This window comes from Nitrincola nitratireducens, from assembly GCF_000585235.1.
GTDB classification, from domain to species: domain Bacteria; phylum Pseudomonadota; class Gammaproteobacteria; order Pseudomonadales; family Balneatricaceae; genus Nitrincola; species Nitrincola alkalisediminis.
The window spans coordinates 73,753-93,073 of sequence record NZ_AONB01000009.1; the positions used below are offsets into that span (position 1 = coordinate 73,753).

Below are 19,321 nucleotides of genomic sequence, written 5' to 3' on the forward strand. Positions count from 1 at the left end.
CCGTTATTCTGTTTCGACCCAGCGAGCTTTGATCTCAAGGATCGCTGGAATCTCTTGAACAAACACATCCACTAAGGTTGGATCAAAATGCTTACCACTTTCGGAAACGATCAAGTTCACAGCATCATCAACGGTCCAAGCTTTTTTATACGGCCTAACACTGGTTAAGGCATCAAAGACATCCGCAATGGCAACAATACGTGCTTCAATCGGAATGGCCTCACCCTTGAGTCCTTCAGGATAGCCGCTGCCATCCCACTTTTCATGATGATACAGAGCAATACGACGTGCCATTTGCAGCAAAGAAGAGTCGTCCTGCCCAATAATTTCAGCACCTATTTCAGCATGTCGCTGCATTTCGCGCCATTCGTCTGCATCCAGTTTGCCTGGTTTACGAATGATTGAGTCTGGAATACCTATTTTTCCCACATCATGCATAGGAGCTGCATTTAATAAATCATCGGCATCATGCTCATTGAACCCAGCAGCACGTGCAATCACGCGCGAGTAATGACTCATACGAATCACATGCATGCCGGTTTCATTGTCTTTGTATTCCGATGCTCGACCGAGTCGCTGTACGATGGCTAAGCGCGTTTCACGAATCTCATCTAAATGCACAAGGTTCAAATGCGTTTTAACGCGCGCTTTCACCACGGCGGCACTGACAGGTTTAGTAATATAGTCAACGCCACCCGCTTCAAACCCTATCGCTTCATCATCCACATCCGATAAGGCTGTGACAAAAATGACAGGAATTGAACGAGTTGAATGTTCAGACTTTAATAAACGGCAAACACTCAGTCCATCTAAATCCGGCATCATAATATCAAGCAAAATCAGGTCAGGCTGCTGCTCCTTCGCAAGACTGATGGCTTTGTGGCCATCTCGTGCAAACACCAAGCGGTATTCGTCCTGTAAAATATGACGAAGCACTTGTAAATTTGTCGGTTCATCGTCGACAATCAAAAGTTTAGGGCGAACATCGGTACGACTCATGAAGCTTATCCCCCTCCTGATTTGAATTCAAACTTTCCTGCAACGTCAACAACGCTGAGTGTGCACAATCAAAATCAAAATCCTCCAAACAGTCCGTCAAGGTGACTAGGGCGTGACTGCCTATGCACTCCGCTAATGCATCAAGACAATCGTCGGGTAATTCCCCCTTATCCAGTCGAGCCAGCATCTGATTAATCAGCGCCTTAGCCTTTTCTACAGAATCTATATTGAGTTGGATCTGACTTTCAAAAACGATCTCATTCGGTAATGTATCAAACAGAGCATACACCTCTTGAAACGCCAACGTGAGCGCTCGTATTTCTTCATCATAATGATGACTTGGCCCTTTATCTTTTAACGCTTTTTCTAATGCATCCAGCGCATGTGCTAGGGATTTTAATGCTAAGTTACCCGCAGCCCCTTTTAAGCGATGCGCCTGCTCCAACAACTGGGAAGCATTCAGGCTCACCAAAGCATCAACCGTCTCTTTATTCTGTGCCAAAAAGCGCTTAATCACATTATGCAATGCTTGCTTAGATCCCCAAAGCGCCACCCCCTGTGCATAATCAATGACATCTACGCCTTTAATTTCATCACCCTCTAGCGGGAAATGCCTATCGGATGAGGGTTCGTCCTCTGACAGCTTCAGCTGCAGAACACGAACAATTTCCTCACGCAAGGCCTGCATATTCAAGGGTTTGATAGCAAAACCTGACATGCCTGCTCTCTCTGCATTGAGGCGATCCTGTTCTAAAACGTTGGCGGTCAGTGCGATAATTGGGGTCGGTGACTGCTGTTGCATCCGCTCCCATTCGCGAATATTGAGCGTCGCGTCATACCCGTCCATTTCAGGCATTTGCACATCCATTAGTACTAAATCAAACGGATGCTCTTTAAAGGCAGAAACCGCCTCATAGCCATTTGTTACTAACTGCAGCTGATGCGACTCCTTCTCAAAGTTCAACGCCAAAAGTTCAAGATTTTGAGGCACATCATCTGCTATCAGAATCCGCAACGGAGGCAATTGTGCTTGGATTGCACGTCTTCGCGGAGTAATAACCTCTTTTCCTACAGGAAGTGGTAACTCTATTGAGAAACAAGAGCCCTTACCCAGTTCACTGGTAACGCGTATGTCTCCTTTCATCGCCTCAACCAATTGTTTTGAAATACTGGTTCCAAGCCCTGTTCCACCGTATTTTCGAGTGGTGGATGCATCTTCTTGTGAGAAGGGATCAAAAATAGCCTCTAAGCGGTCGGCCGCAATGCCAACACCTGTATCCAGTACCTTGATCAAGAGGAGATCGTTTTCATACTTCACCGATACAACAACACGTCCATGATGGGTAAATTTGATGGCATTGCCAACCAAATTAATCAACACCTGCTGAATGCGCAACGGATCCCCTTTAAACCAGGTTGGCTGCTCTTCGGGATAATCGCAGATCAGTTCAAGGTCTTTTTTATAGGCTGAGAGCCCAAGTGTTGCCAACACTTGATCACACACATCCCGTAATGAAAAATCGATCGACTCTAAAATCACCGCACCCTGCTCTAATTTTGCTGTGTCGAGGATATCATTCAATAGGGATAACAAGGACTGGGCCGACTTTCGAATGGTTGTTAAGTGGCGCTGTTGGGTCGGTTGTAAGGGCGTATCAAGCATTAAGTCAGTAAACCCAATAATGGCGTTCATAGGGGTGCGTATTTCATGGCTCATATTGGCTAAGAAGTTCGTTTTGACTTGTGCAGCGAACTCAGCTTTCTCTTTTGCTTGACGTAAACGTATCTCCATATCTCTGCGTTCAGTTAAGTCTGTTGCTAGCTCTATGACTCGCGCGTGCCCATGATCAATATCGTGGATCACACGAAAGGATGAACGCACCCACAAGGGCTGCTTGTCTTTTCTAACTCGGTGATACTCACCTTCTAGCCGCTCTTGCTCCATCAACTCATCCCAGTTCAGTTGATGTATAGACTCGCCCTCACGATCATCATTGAGCAGCGTATAGGCTGGTGCAACAGCTCATTTTCTAGAAAGCCAGTTAGGGTGAGAAAGTTTTCATTCACCCTGAGGATTTGTCCATTTCGATCATATTCACACACAGCGACGGCTTTATTCACCGCTGACAATACGCCACTTAAAATCGCATTTTGACGTTTGGATTCAGTGATGTCGACCATGACGCCATCAATCCATATCAGTTCACCTTGCCCATCACGCACCCCGGACGCACTTTCTGACACCCAACGGGTAGTGCCATCACGGTGTATAAATCGATATTCAATAACCCATGGCTTATCGTCTAAAATCGAGTTGGATACGACATTCCAGACATATTCAACATCCTCAGGATGGATCAAGGCCCCAAACGTGACATTCGCTTCAGTAAACTCGTCTGATTCCCAACCAAGGAGTTCTTTTACTTGGGTACTGACAAACAAAACCGTCCAATGCTCATCAAAACGACAACGAAACGTCACGCCAGGCATATTGTTGATTAAAGTTCGGTACTGATGTTCACGCTCTAGCAAGGCTTGTTCCATTTCTCGGCGCTGCGTCAAATCGGTAATAAAGCCAACAAAGAGCTTTTGGTCCTGTACTTGCGTTTCACCGATCGCTAGGCGAATAGGGACAAGATGCCCATCTTTATGTAACGCTTCCACTTCACGGCCGACGCCGATGATGCTCGCATGTCCTGTTTTCAAGTAATTTTTTAAATATTGATCATGATGACGCGCATGCACTTCGGGCATTAGTGATTTAATGTTTTTACCCAAAACGTCAACCGCTTCCCAGCCCAAAATTCGTTCAGCAGACGGGTTAAACGCGCTAATAGTACCGAGAGAATCAATGGTAATAATGCCATCAACAGCAGTGTCAAAAATGGCAGACAAGCGTGCAGATGTTTCTTTTCCTTGCCAATACAGCGTTTTGTAGCGCATCAGTAAGACTGTTGCAAAGACAACGCCACTGATCACAATCGTCACCAATGTGATTAACAGCGCCATCTCAATATGATGTGTCACATCCTGTGATTCGGGGATATGGACTTCGCCAACAAAACGAGCCGCCAACATGGCCGTGTAGTGCATCCCAGCAATGGCGCACCCCATGGTTAAGCCACTAATGGATAAACGAACGCTAAAAGGCATCACAGTAATGCGCGCCAAGCCAAAACGAACCCAAAGCGCAATGACGGCCAAGAGAACAGCAACAATAATAGAGGCAGCAAACCAATATGGGTCGTAACCCAATTTCAGCTCAGTTCGCATCGCTTCCATGCCCGTGTAGTGCATAAGGCCAATACCACTGCCCACGAGCAAGCCCCCGTAGAGCAAGATGCGCTTACTGATTTGATCTCGTGCCAACAGATCCAACGCCACCCAAGACGCAAGAAAACCAGGTAATGCCGATAACAGCGTCGTCAAGCCATGATAATGAACCTCGGCCGGCAGCTCAAACGCGAGCATCCCGATAAAGTGCATTGACCAAATTCCACCGCCCAATGCAAATGCACCAATCATTAGAAAGCGTTGGCGCGTCCAAGGATCACGCTCACGCTTCGCAAAACCCGCGACACGAAAGGCCATCATCGAGGCACCTGTCGCAATCAATAAAGACAACACAACTAACCAGCCATTGTAATGCCCTTGGATCAAGGCCTCAGGATGCCCTTGCAAGATAAAAAAATAACTGAGTCGGTCTAGCACGTTTTGCATCTCTTTGGCGGCTTCACTGAACGTTTAGAAGAACATTATCCAGAATATTTGTAAACTACACGTCATAGAATCAGGCAAATTAATTGATCATCAAACCCTATCGCCAACAGGCTTACAGAGGCAATTTGCAATGAAGAAACACACATCGGTTCTGTTTATTTGCTTAGGCAACATTTGCCGCTCACCCACGGCAGAAGGCGTTTTTCGTGAGATGTCCGAGCAAGACTCACACCCATTTACAATTGACTCGGCGGGCACGGCCGCATGGCACATTGGCAAGGCTCCTGACACACGCTCTCAGACTGTCGCACTCAAGCGCGGCTACAACCTAAGTGGGTTAAGAGCAAGGCAAGTGAGAGTCGAGGACTTCAAGCAGTTTGATTACCTCCTTGCGATGGACGCAAATAACCTAAAGGACTTGAGGGCGTTAGCACCGAAAGACTTCAAAGGGCATTTGTCACTCTTCACAGATTTCGCAGCAACACCTTACCAAGGTGTTGAAGTTCCCGACCCCTACTACACGGATGGAGACGCAGGGTTTCACGAAGTTGTGGATATTATTGAAGCGGCAAGCCGAGGGCTACTTGAGCACATCGCACGGCAGCAGAGGTAAGGTTTTTAAAATCGATAACAGCCCTCTAAGCCTAGAGAGCTGTTATATAGTAGGCGGCGCGGTTTATAGGGTTATCACGTCCTTGCCACAGCCACAATTCAACGAGCCCAGATCCTTAACGAATCCCAAATCAAACTCAGCAAGATAGTCGGATTCATACTGCTCTACAAAATTAATCTCTTGAAAGTTCCGCGCTTTAAGCGTCGCATTACTAACTAAATCAGTAATATAGTCATATCCCTTATGAGAGGTGATCGAATAATTTGATTCATCGCCCACGATTGTCAGGACATCGTAACCCTTGCCACCATCTGCAAAACTACCGTCGGCAAAGCTGTTCAAAATTAAATGATCATCACCCTTACCCAGATCAACGTCCTTAGCATGGAAACCTATGTAAACCGTGTCATTGCCTGAACCTGTGTCAACTTTTCCATTATTCACATCAATCTCAAGACGGTCATTACCTGACCCTGATTTGAAAGAAGACTCTAATGTATTGATAACGGCAAGATTATTACCATCGCCCATATCAATTTTTCCAGCTTTCTGACCTACATACAGCTGGTCTTCACCTTTACCCGTAGATACCTTCGCTAAATCACCATTGACCCAGATCAGATCGTCATCTTTTCCGCCTTTGATTTTAGTGGTCACGTCGCCGCCAACAAATAGATCGTTATCACCTTTGCTTAAGTAGGCTTTATTCAGATCACCCTCAATCATGATTTGGTTTTCACCACGGCCTAAAGCGGTAACCTTAGAGGCATCTCCGCCAACGTATAACTGATCATTTCCTTTGCCTAGACTGACTTTACCCACATCACCACCCACGGTAACGACGTCATTGCCAGAGCCAGCCTTTATCTTCTGTGCATTTCCATCAACGTCTAAGCAATCATCACCTTTACCCAAAGACGCTTTTCCTAAATCGCCACCGATAGAAACGACATCGTCCCCAGATCCTGCGCGAACTTTATTGGCATCGCCCTCTACACAAAGGTTATCATCGCCTTTACCCAAGCTCACTTTATGAACATCTCCGCCGACAACGACCTTATCATCACCCGCACCTGCTTTGATCTTATGAGCGCTACCCCCGACTTCAAGGACATCGTCGCCTTTACCTAAGCTGGCCTTCCAAAGATTTCCGTCAACAATGACTCTGTCATCTCCATGACCTGCTTTTATCTTCCATGCATCGCCTGTTACGGTGAGCGTGTCGTCCCCAGCGCCTAACTTCGCTTTGGATAGATTGCCATCAACAACAAAGTTGTCATTTTGCTTTGTCCCTTTAATGACATCGCCTTGTTTTTTGGCAAGATTTAATAAACTTTTCAACAAAGACATTTCAATATTCCTTTTCATTTATCTTAGGTATTAGTGCATTTTAGTTTAAATTCATTTTCGCGCCAAGAAATTGATCGTTTTTTAACCACCACATTAGACTAAGAGATTAAAAGGAGATATTGATCAATAACACGAATTCGGTGTTTGATCTGGATGAATATCGCCATCGACCTCTTCTGGGTCGATATCATTAAGGAGCAATGCTTCGCGCACCAGCTCTATCTCATCAATAATCCGTTGGTAGTCTTCGCCATATTCATAGCGAGTCACTTCAATTGCCTTTGGCATAAACGTAAAGGCGACTTTTAAGGCATGCAGTGTTTTTTCGTTTAATTCACTCATCGCAATTTTCTCATCAATCAGGCAAGGTAGTCACCTTACGATAAATCATTCACTGTCTTTTCGCCATTGTGAAGCCGATGCATTGAGGAGCGGCTGGAGTTAGGTTTTAACCTGCGCATTCAATATGCAGATGGATCTACGCAAGCGTTTTGTGCATTAAGAGGCGATGACCGAACGCATCCGACCATCGCATTAGGCAAGTCTTAGAAAGAGAAGACTTTAGTGCTGCTCAGCATTTTTGTAGCCACTTCTGGTGGAGCCGCAGGGGTGATTCCTTCACGCAATGCATCTTCAGTATTGCCACTGTTCGGTAAGTAGAGTGCGCAAACCTCAACCTTTGCTCCGCCCTTTTGTAAATTCATCAGCAACTGCTCAGGCGTCACATCGCGAGGCTTGAGTGTTTCGTTTTCCGTCGCTTTTAAAGCAAGATCCCCGGCAGGTCCGCAGAGAAGAACATCCACTTGCGCGCCTTGACCTTGCATCGCATTGCCCAGCACCATCGCCATTCCTTGCGTTTGTAGATCTGCACTGTTCACTAAAATGAGTGCACTTTCAGCGGCTTGGCCTTCAGCAAAACTGAACGGAGACAAAGCCACTGAAGACGCGAGAACAAGGGCGGGTAAAATTGAACGTTTCATTGCACTTCCTTTTTACGTTGAGTTAATCGAATAAAGTAAAACCAATCTAAATTAGATTTTACTAATAAAATGAGTGGATGCAAGGTAAAATGTCCATAGAGGAACATAACGGAAGGCGAAAGCAGAAAGCGCCTTAAACAAGTATGGAAAGCACTATGTATTAACAAGCCTTCCGAAAGGTCAAATTATAGCGAACACCGACCTGCGCATTAGGCTCATTCAAATCGGCTTTTAAGGGCATAACCCCATGAAAATTGAGGCGTGAACGACCACCCCACACCACCACATCCCCTTGTAATAAAGGGAAGCGCTGCACGGGGTCTTGACGACGCTCCCCACCGAACATAAACACAGCGGGCAGCCCTAGCGACACAGATACAATCGGCTGTGACATGTCTTGCTCATCCTTATCCTGATGCAAAGACATCTTGGTTCCGATCTCATAACGATTAATCAAACAAGCATCCGGCATAAAGCTTTAAAACCCGCTTGCTCTGCTGCCGCTGCCGCGACTTGATAAAATAAAGCAGGCATGGCTGGCCAAAGGTTCCCCGTCACAGGATCGACAGCAGCATAACGATACCCCTTGCGATCACTTATCCATCCAAAGGAACCACAATTGCTCATACTGACTGACATCCAAAATCCACCGGGTGTTTGCTGCCGACGAAAAGGAGATAAGGCTTCTATATTGGCAATGCCCTCCAGCAGCTCGCCAACCCACTCGATTGCAAAGTGTCTTAAAATGACGGCATCATCGCCAATCACCTGCACCCAAGGGGTGGGTGCACACGCATCGTCAAATAGATCTCCCGTCACTTTCCTTCCTCGTTAAAGCAAAGCCTTGATGGCGGTACGATAGACAGGCAGCAATTGCGATAAACGCCACGAATCTGGCATCTGAGCTCCAGAGGTTGTTGCCATAATTGCACAAATTGATCGGCCGCCTGCTCCGCCTCCTTTATGGGTTCATTCAACTCACTCGCATATAAAAAAGGTGCCTTGATATACTCAGGGTACGCCAAGCGCTTTGGTGCATAGGGAATGCAACCCGCGGCCATGGCCTCTAGCATCGACAAGCCTTGAAAATCATGCAGCGCCGTTGATAACACAACGTCCGCTTGCGTTAAAAGCCTACGATACTCTGATACGTCAGCCATAAAGCCCCAGTTCACGATTCGCTCCGCATGACGCTCACGTATGCACTGAAAAGCCTCCGGCTGCTTACGAAACTGCTCTCCCACTAGACTGAGTGAAAAATCTTGCTTTCGCTCCAGTAACGCATCCAAAAAATACGCTAATCGATCAGGCCCCTTATCGTACTCCCAACGATGATTCCACAAGAGATGTGGCTGGGTGTGATGAATGGGCCTCTCTCGTACCGCAAAGAGTTCATCCTCAATCGGTACAGGAAGAATCGATGATTTCTCGAAAATATGATCCATCAAACCGACAGGTATTTCATCTGGCAGTTTTTTAAGCAGAGCACTGGCTCCCTCAATAAAACTACGGCGGTTCCACTCGCTGTTAAACAGTATCTGTTCGGCAGATAAGGCGCTGTAGAGGTTAATCATTTGCGGCTCGTAGCTTTTATGCTGGCGACCTGAGTCTGGAAAGGCAAACTGATTTTCATGCATATAGAGCAAGGCCGGTGTTTTCGCCAAATGAGGGTGTAAGCCACGCAACCCAGCTAGATCGACCATGGACGTGCAGATTAATAGGTCCCATGATTCTCGCAATTGCGGATGTTGAAACCAACTCAAGGCATTTCCTCGAATACGCCAACTGAAGTAACGGGGCGATAACACTAAGGTGTGCCAATGCATTTCAGGCAACGCGGCCATAAGTTGAGTTCGCCAACGCTTATGACTGGCGGCATCGTACGCCGAAAGAAGCAATATTCGAGGGGATGAAATAGAGGTGCTGGGCATTGGTTACATTCAACGACAGATAAAAAAACCAATACTACCGTAATTGCTCGTGTTTAGCAGATTCATCCGTCCAGCGCTCCGCCTTCATTTATGGCACACTAAAGCATCTGCGCTCCAACATAGCGCACCCAAAAATGACCCAACACTGAAAACACCTTCAAAATACGTTGTTTATTGAATGGCCTATAAATTGCAAGTAATAGTGTAATCAAACAGTAAAGTGTGATGCTTACGCAGTAACGCCTTCACTGAAATTGGGTAACGTAGCCCGCAGGTTGACAGGATGAATGTCCTAACGACCTGCGGGTTTTTTTATGCTTAGGAGTCAGCCATGCCAGCACTACATCCGTTCAGCCCTTTGGCTTTTCAAAGCCGTTTTTCTTCTATAAAGATGGAAAAGGGTCTTAGTGGGCTCGTATCCTTTTTCCGTGGACGCGCGCGCCAAGGTCAAGTGGCCTTAGTTGGAGCGGGCCCCGGTGATCCAGAGCTGATCACACGCAAAGGTTGGCAACGGATTCTTGAGGCAGACATCCTGGTTTACGATGCGTTGGTGAGCCAAGAATTGCTCGACGAGATCCCCGCGTACATCAAACGGATATACGTAGGCAAACGCAAAGGCCATCACTCGATGTCACAGCACGACATTAATCAGCTGTTGGTCGAGCTAGGTCAACAAGGTCTCAAGGTTGTGCGCTTAAAGGGGGGCGACCCTTTGATTTTCGGCCGCGTCACCGAAGAGATTCAAGCATTGCAAGCCGCTCATATCCCTTACAGCATCATTCCTGGCATTACGGCCGCAGCAGGCTGTGCGGCGGGATTAGGCTTTTCACTGACCGAGCGCGGAATCGCACCCAGACTTCGACTGATCACGGCCCATTTTTGTGATGATCGTGATATCAATTGGGCAGACTTAGCGAAAACCGATGAAACCTTGGTTTTTTATATGGGCCTATCTAAAGTCTCGACCATCAGCCAAGAGTTACAAAAACATGGACTGCCTGCCCACTGGCCTGTGTTATTTGTTGAAAACGGAACCCATAAAAATGAGCGCATGATCAAAAGCACGCTGGCCGAAATGAGCAACTGTGTGAACTCTATGGCATTGCAATCGCCCACGTTGATCTACATAGGACAAGTGACGCTGAATGCGCGTTCACAGACAGAAACCCTCTGCTCAAAACAGGCTCATATTGGCTAACTGAAGTGAGGTGCTGGGGTATTCGCGACTGAAAACCTATGGTCTTCAAAAGACTCAGAAGGTATGATTCCTATCTTTGATTGGCAGGTCATTCGCTGAAGGTTATCGTATGGATACTCGTTTTTTAACACAATTAACCCTAGCCATAAGCCTTGGTCTAAGCGCATCACTGACTAGTGCTAATGGCAGCATCGAACGCATCGTCCACCCTGACGGCCGAATCGAATTTTCCAACACCGGACGTTCGGGTCAAGCGAGCAGCTCACAAACACGCTCGGTGTTTTCTTATCGCACCCGCGATGGCAGTCTGGCCTTTACCGATCAACGACCTTTAGACGGCGTTGATTATACCGTCCTCCGTTTTGACTGTTACGCCTGCCGTGTTGACTCGGGTATCAACTGGCGAAGCACACGTTTATTCACAGACCGTTACCGGGATGAAATCAATCACGCCGCACAAACCTATCAAGTCGATGCTGCACTCATTCGTGCTGTCATTCATGCTGAATCGGCATTTAATCCAGGCGCAATTTCCCCTAAAGGAGCACAAGGCTTAATGCAATTGATGCCCGGCACGGCTTCCGATATGGGCGTTCGCAATGCCATGGATGCTCGCGAAAATATTGGCGGCGGTGTTAGATACCTTTCAGCCTTACTGCGCCAATATAACGGCGATATTCGCCTGGCGACTGCCGCCTATAATGCAGGCCCGGGGGCTGTTCAGCGCTACGGTGGCATTCCTCCCTTTCCTGAGACACGCGCCTACGTTGATCGCGTCGCGACCTTGCATCAACGCTACCAATCTGCACAGTAATGTGATAGCGTACTAGTACATGAATACAAAAGACCCTTATACCGAGGCGTTTTTGGATGCAATTTTAGCGGCTGATAGCATGAAAGCCTGATGAGCCTACTAGAAAGTTTGCTCACGCCCGCTGAACTTAATGAAATTCCTAAGCGACTCCAGATTCTAAAAATGCTGCAAGCCGGTATTCCTCAGCGAAAAATTGCTGAGCAGCTCGGTGTGGGTATCGCAACCGTTTCCCGTGGCGCTCGTGCGCTCAAACGTGACTAACAAGAGTTCATCATGTCTAACCGACCGAAAAAAATCGAGCTTCCTCGTAAGCCACACTACATCACGCTAACGACTGACTGCGATTTTTTTGATTTGTTCTGCAAAATCGAAAAACGCTTCACGCATTGTTTTATGTTGGAGTCTTTGGGGGAAGACAGTCACTTTTCTCGTCACTCCATTATAGGCTTTGATCCCGAACAATTGCTCTACGCCAAGGGTAAGCAGCTGACAATCGAAGATCGTCAAGGCAATAAAGAGCACTACGAGAGTGATAATCCCTACTACTTGCTGCGCGAAATCATGCCGCAAGACATCATTTCACGAAAGTATGCCGGTGGTTTGACAGGCTATATTAGCTACGATGCGATGAGCTACTTCGAACCCTCATTAGCGCTGAAAACCAATGACTGGTTTGAATCCTTCCGCTTTGGGCTTTATAAGGATGGGCTGATTCTCGACAAAATGACGGGCGAGATCATTTATTTTTACTACAGTGAAAATCGTATTCAGCTGATTCATGACATTATGGCCACGCCTTTTGAAGGCATGGGCCCTTTGCGCATTGAGTTCACACATGAAACCATGACCGAACAACAGCATGCTCAGGCCGTGATGAAGGTTAAGCAGGATATCATTGAAGGTAAGATTTTTCAGTGCGAAGTCGGCTTCAAAAAGTACCTACGCTTTGAAGGCGATACCCTCAATATGTATGAGCAACTGCGCGAGGTTAATCCTTCACCGCAGATGTACTATCTCAAGTTTGACGACCAAAAGCTCATCGGTGCCAGCCCCGAACTCTTGTTTAGACTGCGCCAAGGTGAGATGGAGACCTTCCCTCTTGCAGGCACCACTCGACGTGGAAAAGATGCACAAGAGGACACAGCTCTAGCCCGAGTGTTGTTAAACGATCCTAAAGAAATTGCTGAACACAATATGATCGTGGATTTACACCGCAACGATATTGGCCGCGTCGCTCGCTTTGGCACCGTCAAGGTTCGCAGCCTGATGGACATCAAACGCTTCAGCCATGTACAACACATTTCCAGTGAAATTGTTGGGATCATCGACGAAAAAGAAGACATGTTTTCAGCACTGGCCAGCAACTTTCCGGCTGGGACACTAACGGGTGCTCCTAAAATTGAAGCCATGAAAATCATTGACGACCTCGAAACCGATGGTCGTGGTCCATACGGGGGCGCTGTCGGCAACTTCTCATTTAATGGTGATTGCACCTTTGCTATTCCAATTCGCACCGTCTTTGCCAAAGGCAACCAAGCCTATGTGCAAACCTGTGGCGGTAATGTCTACGACTCGAATCCTGCTGATGAGTATGAAGAAATTCGACGTAAGTTTGCGGGCACACGCAAGGCATTAGAAATATTCACGGACCGCCAGGAATCTTCAAAATGAAAGTACTGATTGTTGATAACTACGATTCGTTTACCTACAACCTTTACCAATACATCGGTGAGATTTTAAGCAGTGCCTGCAATGCTGGAGTGATCAGTGAGTTTGACGTTTGGGTCAAACGCAACAATGAGATAACACTAGAAGAGATTCAAGCACTGCAACCGGATAGGATCATTATTTCACCCGGCCCAGGCTCACCGGATGATGAGCACTACTTTGGCGTATGTGCGCAAGTCATTAAAGAACTTGGCCCTAAGATTCCGTTATTAGGTGTGTGCTTGGGTATGCAAGGCATCGTGCATGTGTTTGGTGGCAAAATCATCAAAGCACCACTCCCAATGCATGGCAAAATTAGCGCCATTTCTCACCATCATCAAGATCTCTTTCGTAACATCCCGGATCAACTCGAAATCATGCGCTATCATTCATTGATGGCCGAATACGCAAGCTTTCCAAATGATCTGGAAATCACGGCCATTACGGGGAATATTTCGCTTGATCAGCTGCAGGATACGTCTCGTTCTATCTCGGCAAAGGACTTTGAAATAATGGCCGTCAAACATAAGACTTATCCGATTTATGGTATCCAATTCCATCCAGAGTCATTTGCTACAGAGGGCGGGAAAGAGCTGATCAGCAACTTCCTATTTTTGTAGCACGCAAACGTCATGCAGACTTTATGGCTGAATCGCTCTTTAGATTGAGCCGCAAAGAGTGGCTGGGCACCGATGGTTCGCATTCAACCAAAGGTAACCCCTTATTTTTAGGGGTTCCAGCCTTGCAAGGCTTTTAAACTGCGCACCTCATAAAGAATAATTTGGATACCTTGGGCGCGCCTACTCAGTGCCACATGCAGCCATCGCTTAACATAGGTGTATGTCTACCCAGAGCAAACCCATAGTCCTCTTCACAATCGACTCAAAAAAGCCGATACTGTTCTGGATAAGGCCAAGAAAAGCGGATAATCACGTTTTGAAAGGGCCAAGATCCAAACATATCAACACGATGCTGATGATCTCTCATCTAAACAACAGACCTTACGATTAAAAGCCCCTATGACTATTCTCCTGTCTATCTGGATTAAATTTATATTCCTATTTGCGCCTTTCTTTGTCGTCTCGATGTTTTTATCCCTGACACGAACCGACACAATGAAAGCCAGACGTTCAATTGCAAATCGCTCCGTATTTGCGGCACTTTGCATTAGTTTAATCCTACTGTTTTTCGGCTCTCAGTTATTTACTGTATTGGGCATTACACTTGACTCCTTCCGCATCGGTGCGGGTATTCTCTTGTTCTTATCGGCTGTCAGCCTTGTTCGGGACGGTGTGCGAGCCAATGCCGAAGTTCCACAGGAGCAACGTGACGATATTTCCGTTGTACCGCTCGCCATTCCAACCATTATTGGTCCTGCATCGATTGGTGCCATTCTTGTCTACGGGGCAGAGCTTCAAGGCATTGAAATCTTATTTGGCGTCGCAGGCTTACTTTTAGCCTTGGTTTTTCTGCTCGTGTGTTTACACATGGCGTCATGGCTGGAAAAAATACTAGGACGAACGGGATTAAACGTTTTGAGTAAAGTCACGGGGCTTATTTTAGCTGCAATGGCCTCTCAAATAGTTTTAACCGGAATACATGGATTTATTCAGAGCGCAAGCTAAAATATCACCTATCTTAAAATGCTTGTTTAACATTTACTTGGTCACAGGAATGACATTTATGAAAACCTTCCACGCTCGCTCCCTCGCTACTGCCGTCTTTTGCGCAACCTTTTTGATGGGGTGCAGTAATGAGTCTGACACGCAAGTGTCCGCTCCAGCTTCATCCACGCCGCAAAGTTCGGTTGCAACCACCGCTGGCTTGCTGAGCTATATTCCATCCAGCTCCCCGTATTTCTTCGCAAGCCGTGACGTGTTAAGCGAAAAGGATGCGTTGGAACTCATCGAACGCAGTGGCTATTTCCGCTACTTAGATGAAGACTTAGCAACCCTGCGTGACTACCGTGATCAAGCAGACTCAACCGAAGAAGCCACGATTCTTGATATTGTGCTTTCAGTTGGCAAAGAACTTACTGCACTGAAGACCCTTGAAGACTTCCACAATGCGGGACTGAAGCCCAATGCGCATTCCGCTATTTATGGTTTAGGCCTAGTGCCAGTGCTCAGAGTCGAGTTACACGACGAAAGTGCCTTCGAAACCATGATTCAGCGCGTCCTAACCGATGCCAACTTAACGCCCGTCAAAAAACGCTTTGAAGATATCCAGTACTGGTCTTTAGGTGGCAGCGACGAATGGCCAGTTGAGCTGGTCTTGGCTATTCACGACCAGCAAGCCATCTTTACATTGCTACCCAGCACCGCTGACAACGACGTATTGGCAAGCATTCTAGCCACATCAAGCCTACGGACAGCCTCGCCAACACACCAGTACTTGCACAACTTGAACGGCGTCACGCCTTTACACCTTACGGTGCAGGACAGGTGTCATCTGCGCGCGTATTCTCTGAATTGTCGCAGCCTGAACACATCGCCTCCCAAGCCTTATTCAATGCTATCGAAATGCCTGCATTCGATGCAGGTGAATGCCAGCAGGATATTGATCGTCTGATCAAACGCTTTCCTGGCTTAACGATTGGCATGAAAGAATATGGCCCTGATCGCTTCCAGATGAACACCATCCTCGAAACCGATTCAGCCTTAGCAGCAGATTTAAAAACCTTTGCCGCCAAGGTTCCGGGGCTTGGGCAAGCGGATAGCTTAGCCAGTATTGGACTGGGATTGAACTTACCTGTTCTGATCCAAGCATTGCAGCGCTATGCATTAGAGGTACAACAGGCTCCCTTTAACTGTGACGACCTTCAAGGGATTAACGGCATGTGGGTCGACATCAGTGATGCTCTGAACAACCCTATGCTGCTGATGTCAGCTCCTGCCATCACGGGCTTAAAACTGCGGATTGACAGCCTGTTTGTCCAAAATTATGAGCCGTCTGGAACGGGTATCCTGACCCTTGCATCCCCGAACGCACAAGGCCTTTTGTCCATGGCCAGCTCGTTTGTTCCTCAAATTGCCGCTCTGGGTTTAAGCAATAATGGTGAAGTTAAAAACCTAAGCCCAGACATGCTACCACCGGGTATGCCCAGCGTCAGCGCGGCATTAAGCTCAGATGCACTGACCGTTGGTTTTGGCATTGACACACCGTCCGTCATTTCGGATGCATTGAAGGCGCCATCCAACAGCGAACCCCTGATGCTTTACGGGCACCTGACCGACCATTTTTACTCAGCTCTGATTCCTTTTGCGGAACAAATGAGTCCGTTTGGTGATGAACTCAGCGGAAATGAATTATCTCGCTATTCTTCACTCTATAAGAATACAGAGCTTTGGATAAAAGCAGATGATTATGGTCTTGAAATCGGATTTGCGGTTGAACTGAAGTAATCGGAAAGACATCCTTCGGCGACACGTGGAGGGCATTACCACACGTATTGCCGAAGGCGTTTATGATCTCAATGCATTTCCGCGCAAGACATATCTGGGCTAAGCGTCTAGACTCAAATAACACAGTCAAGACTTTAGCTTACCCCTATCTCGCTTTATAATCGCTTAAATCAATGATTCAGTTGGGAGAAAGTTCTATGTCTTTTAAACGTTCAAAAAAAGCGGCTTTGATGTGTCTAGTGCTTTTAACCGCTTCCATCCTTGCAGGCTGCAACACCATTCAAGGTGTGGGTAAAGATGTTCAACGAGGTGGTCAAGCGATTGAGCGCGTTGGTAAATAACCCCTTGTTCATCCTTCTCGACCCAACCGATCAGACATCAGTGCTTTGTAAAGGCTGAACCCACAACGTCTGATCGGCCCATTCCCGTGCGTCCATTGCTTCATGTGTGACCATGAGCACGATTTTTTGCTGCTCTTGGCAAACGTGTTTCACCCAGTCTCCACAGAGCCTGCGCGTTTGCGCATCCAGTGCACTAAAGCTCATCCAATAAAACGATTGGCTGTTCACGCAGCATCACCCGAATTAACGCGATACGCTGACGCTGGCCTCCCGACAACACTGAAGGCTTACGTTTTAGCTGTTCTTGGACACCTAGTAAAGCCAAGGCCTGCTCAACCTGTTGCCACTGCGCTGGCGTTGGGGATGCTTTGCAAAAACCCAATTTAAGGTTTTGCTCAACAGTTAAATGTTCAAACAGATTGTATTGCTGAAATAACGTTGAAACTGGGCGCAAACGAATATCCAACGTTGCAATAGACTGCTCCCCCAGATATATCTGCCCCTGCTCCGCTGGGTAAAACCCACCAAGGGTATCCAACAACGTGCTTTTACCGCAGCCACTTTCTCCCATCACCGCCAGCATTTGCCCTGTGGCAACGTGAAAATCATAACGCCAAGACAGTGATTCGCGTCGAATATGCAAGTCTCGAACGTCTAACCCGAGCTTATTTGGACGCATTATTTGGCTCCAGTACTCGTAACACCAACATGGAAATTCCCATCAATAATAATGCGGCTAACGCAGCATCGGCCATTCGATAAGAGCCCGCCAAGCTGTAAATTAACCAAGGCAAGGTTCGCCACTCATCGCGTCCAAAAATTGAAAAAATGGCCATATCCCCTAACGCCAGCACAAAACTCATTCCGAGAACACGCTGAAGCGTTGGCCGTAAATAGGGCACGTAGACACAATAAAAATGCCGCCAAGCTCCCAGCTTCAGATCGGAAACAAGCCGTCGGTACTGTTGATCATACTCAAAAACAGCAGGCTTCAGCTGAGTGAATGCAAAAGGCAGTGCAACGAGCGTGTTTAAGAGGATAATGGCGACCCACCCCCATTCATGCCAGCTCAAGTAGGGTAAAAAGAATAAATAAATACCCACCGACAGCACCATACCTGGAATCATTAGATGATGAAGCGCAATGGCTTCAATAATGGCCCGCCTTCGTGCTGAGGTTGACTGTCTCCATACTGAAAACACACCCACGACACAGACCAGCAAGCAGAGACTGGCAACTGATGCAAACCCCAAAGATCGCAGAGTGACCTGCATCAGCTCATCCCAAGGAAAAACCGCCAGATTAACACGCATCGCTGCTGGCAAAAGCGTTAGAATAGGCAGCACCAAGAACAAGACCGCCATTCCATAGGCGCAACGTCCAATCAGCGTTATCGCTGCGCCTTGAGACGGTCGCCATCCTGTCTCCTGAGCAGGAGACAACCACTCCAGCTTTCCTAAACGCCGGAACAACACGTACAACACACCCACAATTAACAACTGAGTCCAAGCTAAAAACAGCGCCTCTGCCGGATTAAACTGATACTTTAAGGCTTGATAAATGGCCACTTCCAGAGTGCTCGCCGACGGCCCTCCCCCTAGGGCCAAGACCACTGCAAAACTATTGAAACAGAGTAAAAAAATAAAACCCGCCACGGCTGGAATCACACCTCTCAGCACAGGCCACTCAACCAACCAAAAGGTCTGCCATGTCCGAAATCCCAACTGAGACGATAATTTCCAAGCGGTTTCAGGGATCATTTGCCAACGATGGCAAAATACCCGTATTGCAAAGGGTAGGTTTAAAAAAACATGTGCCAGCAGAATGCCATTCAGCCCATAAAATCGCCAATGTTCTCCCAGCCAAGGGGTTAAGTAGCCCGAACGACCAAACAGCGCCACCAGCCCTGTAATCAAGACTAAGGAAGGCATCACAAAGCACAACAGGCACCAGCGTAAAAACCACGCCTTCGCCACTAACCCCGTATCCAGCGCCAACGCGCGGGCAACCGGGATCGCCAACAGCACCGACACGACACTGCTTAACAAAGCCTGCACGAGAGAAAACTCTAACACTTGCCAAAACCAAGGCTCGCTCAGCAAGCTCACATCAGCGGCAGAGCGCCCCCAGCCCATTAACGCCCAAAAGGCAACGAGGCTAACGGCGAGCAAACCGCTCAGTAAAAGAGGGCCAGGCAGTTGATCAAGACGCGGCAAAGGGGTCCCCTTATACCCTTCGACGAAGCAAAGGGTAAGGCCTAAAGA

At 47.4% G+C, this 19,321-nt stretch carries 20 protein-coding genes and 1 pseudogene; 9 read left to right on the forward strand and 12 right to left on the reverse strand.

What is annotated here, in order from left to right; all coding sequences use genetic code 11:
* Positions 1-3: 3 nt before the first annotated feature.
* From D791_RS09575 to D791_RS18920, 3 genes are read right to left on the reverse strand one after another with little or no spacing between them, the layout of a single operon-like run.
* A complete protein-coding gene (locus D791_RS09575; RefSeq protein ID WP_036510811.1) occupies positions 4-999 on the reverse strand; it encodes a response regulator in 996 nt (331 codons plus the stop codon).
* Positions 974-2,944 (reverse strand): ATP-binding protein, encoded by a 1,971-nt coding sequence (locus D791_RS18915; protein ID WP_051514390.1) that lies wholly within the window; start codon positions 2,942-2,944, stop codon positions 974-976. The genes D791_RS09575 and D791_RS18915 overlap by 26 nt, the downstream gene beginning before the upstream one ends.
* Positions 2,945-2,958: 14 nt before the next feature.
* Positions 2,959-4,710, reverse strand: coding sequence for a PAS domain S-box protein (locus tag D791_RS18920; protein ID WP_051514391.1), 1,752 nt, complete (start codon positions 4,708-4,710; stop codon positions 2,959-2,961).
* 139 nt (positions 4,711-4,849) lie between these two features.
* Here D791_RS18920 and D791_RS09585 point away from each other — a divergent pair, with 139 nt between their 5' ends.
* The gene (locus D791_RS09585; RefSeq protein WP_036510814.1) at positions 4,850-5,332 is read left to right on the forward strand and encodes a low molecular weight protein-tyrosine-phosphatase; all 483 of its coding nucleotides are present in this window, start codon (positions 4,850-4,852) and stop codon (positions 5,330-5,332) included.
* A gap of 63 nt (positions 5,333-5,395) precedes the next feature.
* Here the strand turns inward: D791_RS09585 and D791_RS09590 are convergent, their stop codons facing one another.
* From D791_RS09590 to D791_RS09610, 6 genes are all read right to left on the reverse strand, one after another.
* Complete coding sequence (locus D791_RS09590) at positions 5,396-6,682, reverse strand: calcium-binding protein (RefSeq protein WP_036510817.1); 1,287 nt, start codon at positions 6,680-6,682, stop codon at positions 5,396-5,398.
* A 123-nt stretch (positions 6,683-6,805) separates the two neighbouring features.
* Positions 6,806-7,024, reverse strand: coding sequence for a hypothetical protein (locus D791_RS09595; RefSeq protein WP_036510820.1), 219 nt, complete (start codon positions 7,022-7,024; stop codon positions 6,806-6,808).
* A 203-nt stretch (positions 7,025-7,227) separates the two neighbouring features.
* Positions 7,228-7,662 (reverse strand): DsrE family protein, encoded by a 435-nt coding sequence (locus D791_RS09600; RefSeq protein ID WP_036510823.1) that lies wholly within the window; start codon positions 7,660-7,662, stop codon positions 7,228-7,230.
* A gap of 160 nt (positions 7,663-7,822) precedes the next feature.
* On the reverse strand, positions 7,823-8,119 hold the full coding sequence (locus D791_RS21415; RefSeq protein WP_272944828.1) for an alpha-ketoglutarate-dependent dioxygenase AlkB: 297 nt from the start codon (positions 8,117-8,119) through the stop codon (positions 7,823-7,825).
* On the reverse strand, positions 8,116-8,481 hold the full coding sequence (locus tag D791_RS21420; protein ID WP_272944829.1) for an alpha-ketoglutarate-dependent dioxygenase AlkB: 366 nt from the start codon (positions 8,479-8,481) through the stop codon (positions 8,116-8,118). The genes D791_RS21415 and D791_RS21420 overlap by 4 nt, the downstream gene beginning before the upstream one ends.
* Complete coding sequence (locus tag D791_RS09610; RefSeq protein WP_202806849.1) at positions 8,478-9,593, reverse strand: tRNA-queuosine alpha-mannosyltransferase domain-containing protein; 1,116 nt, start codon at positions 9,591-9,593, stop codon at positions 8,478-8,480. The genes D791_RS21420 and D791_RS09610 overlap by 4 nt, the downstream gene beginning before the upstream one ends.
* 331 nt (positions 9,594-9,924) lie before the next feature.
* On the opposite strand from D791_RS09610, the gene cobA reads away from it, so the two are divergent.
* The 8 genes and pseudogenes from cobA (at position 9,925) to D791_RS19635 (ending at position 17,057) form a co-directional block, all read left to right on the forward strand.
* A complete protein-coding gene (gene cobA / locus D791_RS09615) occupies positions 9,925-10,791 on the forward strand; it encodes a uroporphyrinogen-III C-methyltransferase (RefSeq protein ID WP_051514392.1) in 867 nt (288 codons plus the stop codon).
* A gap of 109 nt (positions 10,792-10,900) precedes the next feature.
* Positions 10,901-11,605 (forward strand): lytic transglycosylase domain-containing protein, encoded by a 705-nt coding sequence (locus D791_RS09620; RefSeq protein ID WP_036510826.1) that lies wholly within the window; start codon positions 10,901-10,903, stop codon positions 11,603-11,605.
* A gap of 19 nt (positions 11,606-11,624) precedes the next feature.
* Positions 11,625-11,866, forward strand: a pseudogene (locus D791_RS09625) (Trp family transcriptional regulator).
* Positions 11,867-11,878: 12 nt separating this feature from the next.
* Positions 11,879-13,276 (forward strand): anthranilate synthase component I family protein, encoded by a 1,398-nt coding sequence (locus tag D791_RS09630; RefSeq protein WP_036510829.1) that lies wholly within the window; start codon positions 11,879-11,881, stop codon positions 13,274-13,276.
* Complete coding sequence (locus D791_RS09635; RefSeq protein ID WP_036510832.1) at positions 13,273-13,932, forward strand: anthranilate synthase component II; 660 nt, start codon at positions 13,273-13,275, stop codon at positions 13,930-13,932. The genes D791_RS09630 and D791_RS09635 overlap by 4 nt, the downstream gene beginning before the upstream one ends.
* 399 nt (positions 13,933-14,331) lie before the next feature.
* Positions 14,332-14,937 carry a MarC family protein gene (locus D791_RS09640; RefSeq protein WP_036510835.1) on the forward strand — a complete coding sequence of 202 codons (606 nt, stop codon included), beginning with the start codon at positions 14,332-14,334 and terminating at the stop codon, positions 14,935-14,937.
* 819 nt (positions 14,938-15,756) lie between these two features.
* Positions 15,757-16,716: a hypothetical protein gene (locus D791_RS18930; protein ID WP_157682304.1), complete on the forward strand. Its 960-nt coding sequence runs from the start codon at positions 15,757-15,759 to the stop codon at positions 16,714-16,716.
* Positions 16,717-16,913: 197 nt separating this feature from the next.
* The gene (locus D791_RS19635; RefSeq protein ID WP_081763811.1) at positions 16,914-17,057 is read left to right on the forward strand and encodes an entericidin A/B family lipoprotein; all 144 of its coding nucleotides are present in this window, start codon (positions 16,914-16,916) and stop codon (positions 17,055-17,057) included.
* A gap of 30 nt (positions 17,058-17,087) precedes the next feature.
* Here the strand turns inward: D791_RS19635 and D791_RS20025 are convergent, their stop codons facing one another.
* The 3 genes from D791_RS20025 to D791_RS09655 are packed head-to-tail and all read right to left on the reverse strand — an operon-like array spanning position 17,088 to position 19,273.
* Positions 17,088-17,285, reverse strand: coding sequence for a hypothetical protein (locus tag D791_RS20025; RefSeq protein WP_157682306.1), 198 nt, complete (start codon positions 17,283-17,285; stop codon positions 17,088-17,090).
* Positions 17,251-17,736 (reverse strand): ATP-binding cassette domain-containing protein, encoded by a 486-nt coding sequence (locus tag D791_RS09650; RefSeq protein ID WP_051514395.1) that lies wholly within the window; start codon positions 17,734-17,736, stop codon positions 17,251-17,253. The genes D791_RS20025 and D791_RS09650 overlap by 35 nt, the downstream gene beginning before the upstream one ends.
* Entirely contained in the window at positions 17,723-19,273 is a 1,551-nt protein-coding gene (locus tag D791_RS09655) for an ABC transporter permease subunit (protein WP_051514396.1), read from the reverse strand. Before D791_RS09655 ends, D791_RS09650 begins: the two co-directional genes overlap by 14 nt.
* Positions 19,274-19,321: the final 48 nt, after the last annotated feature.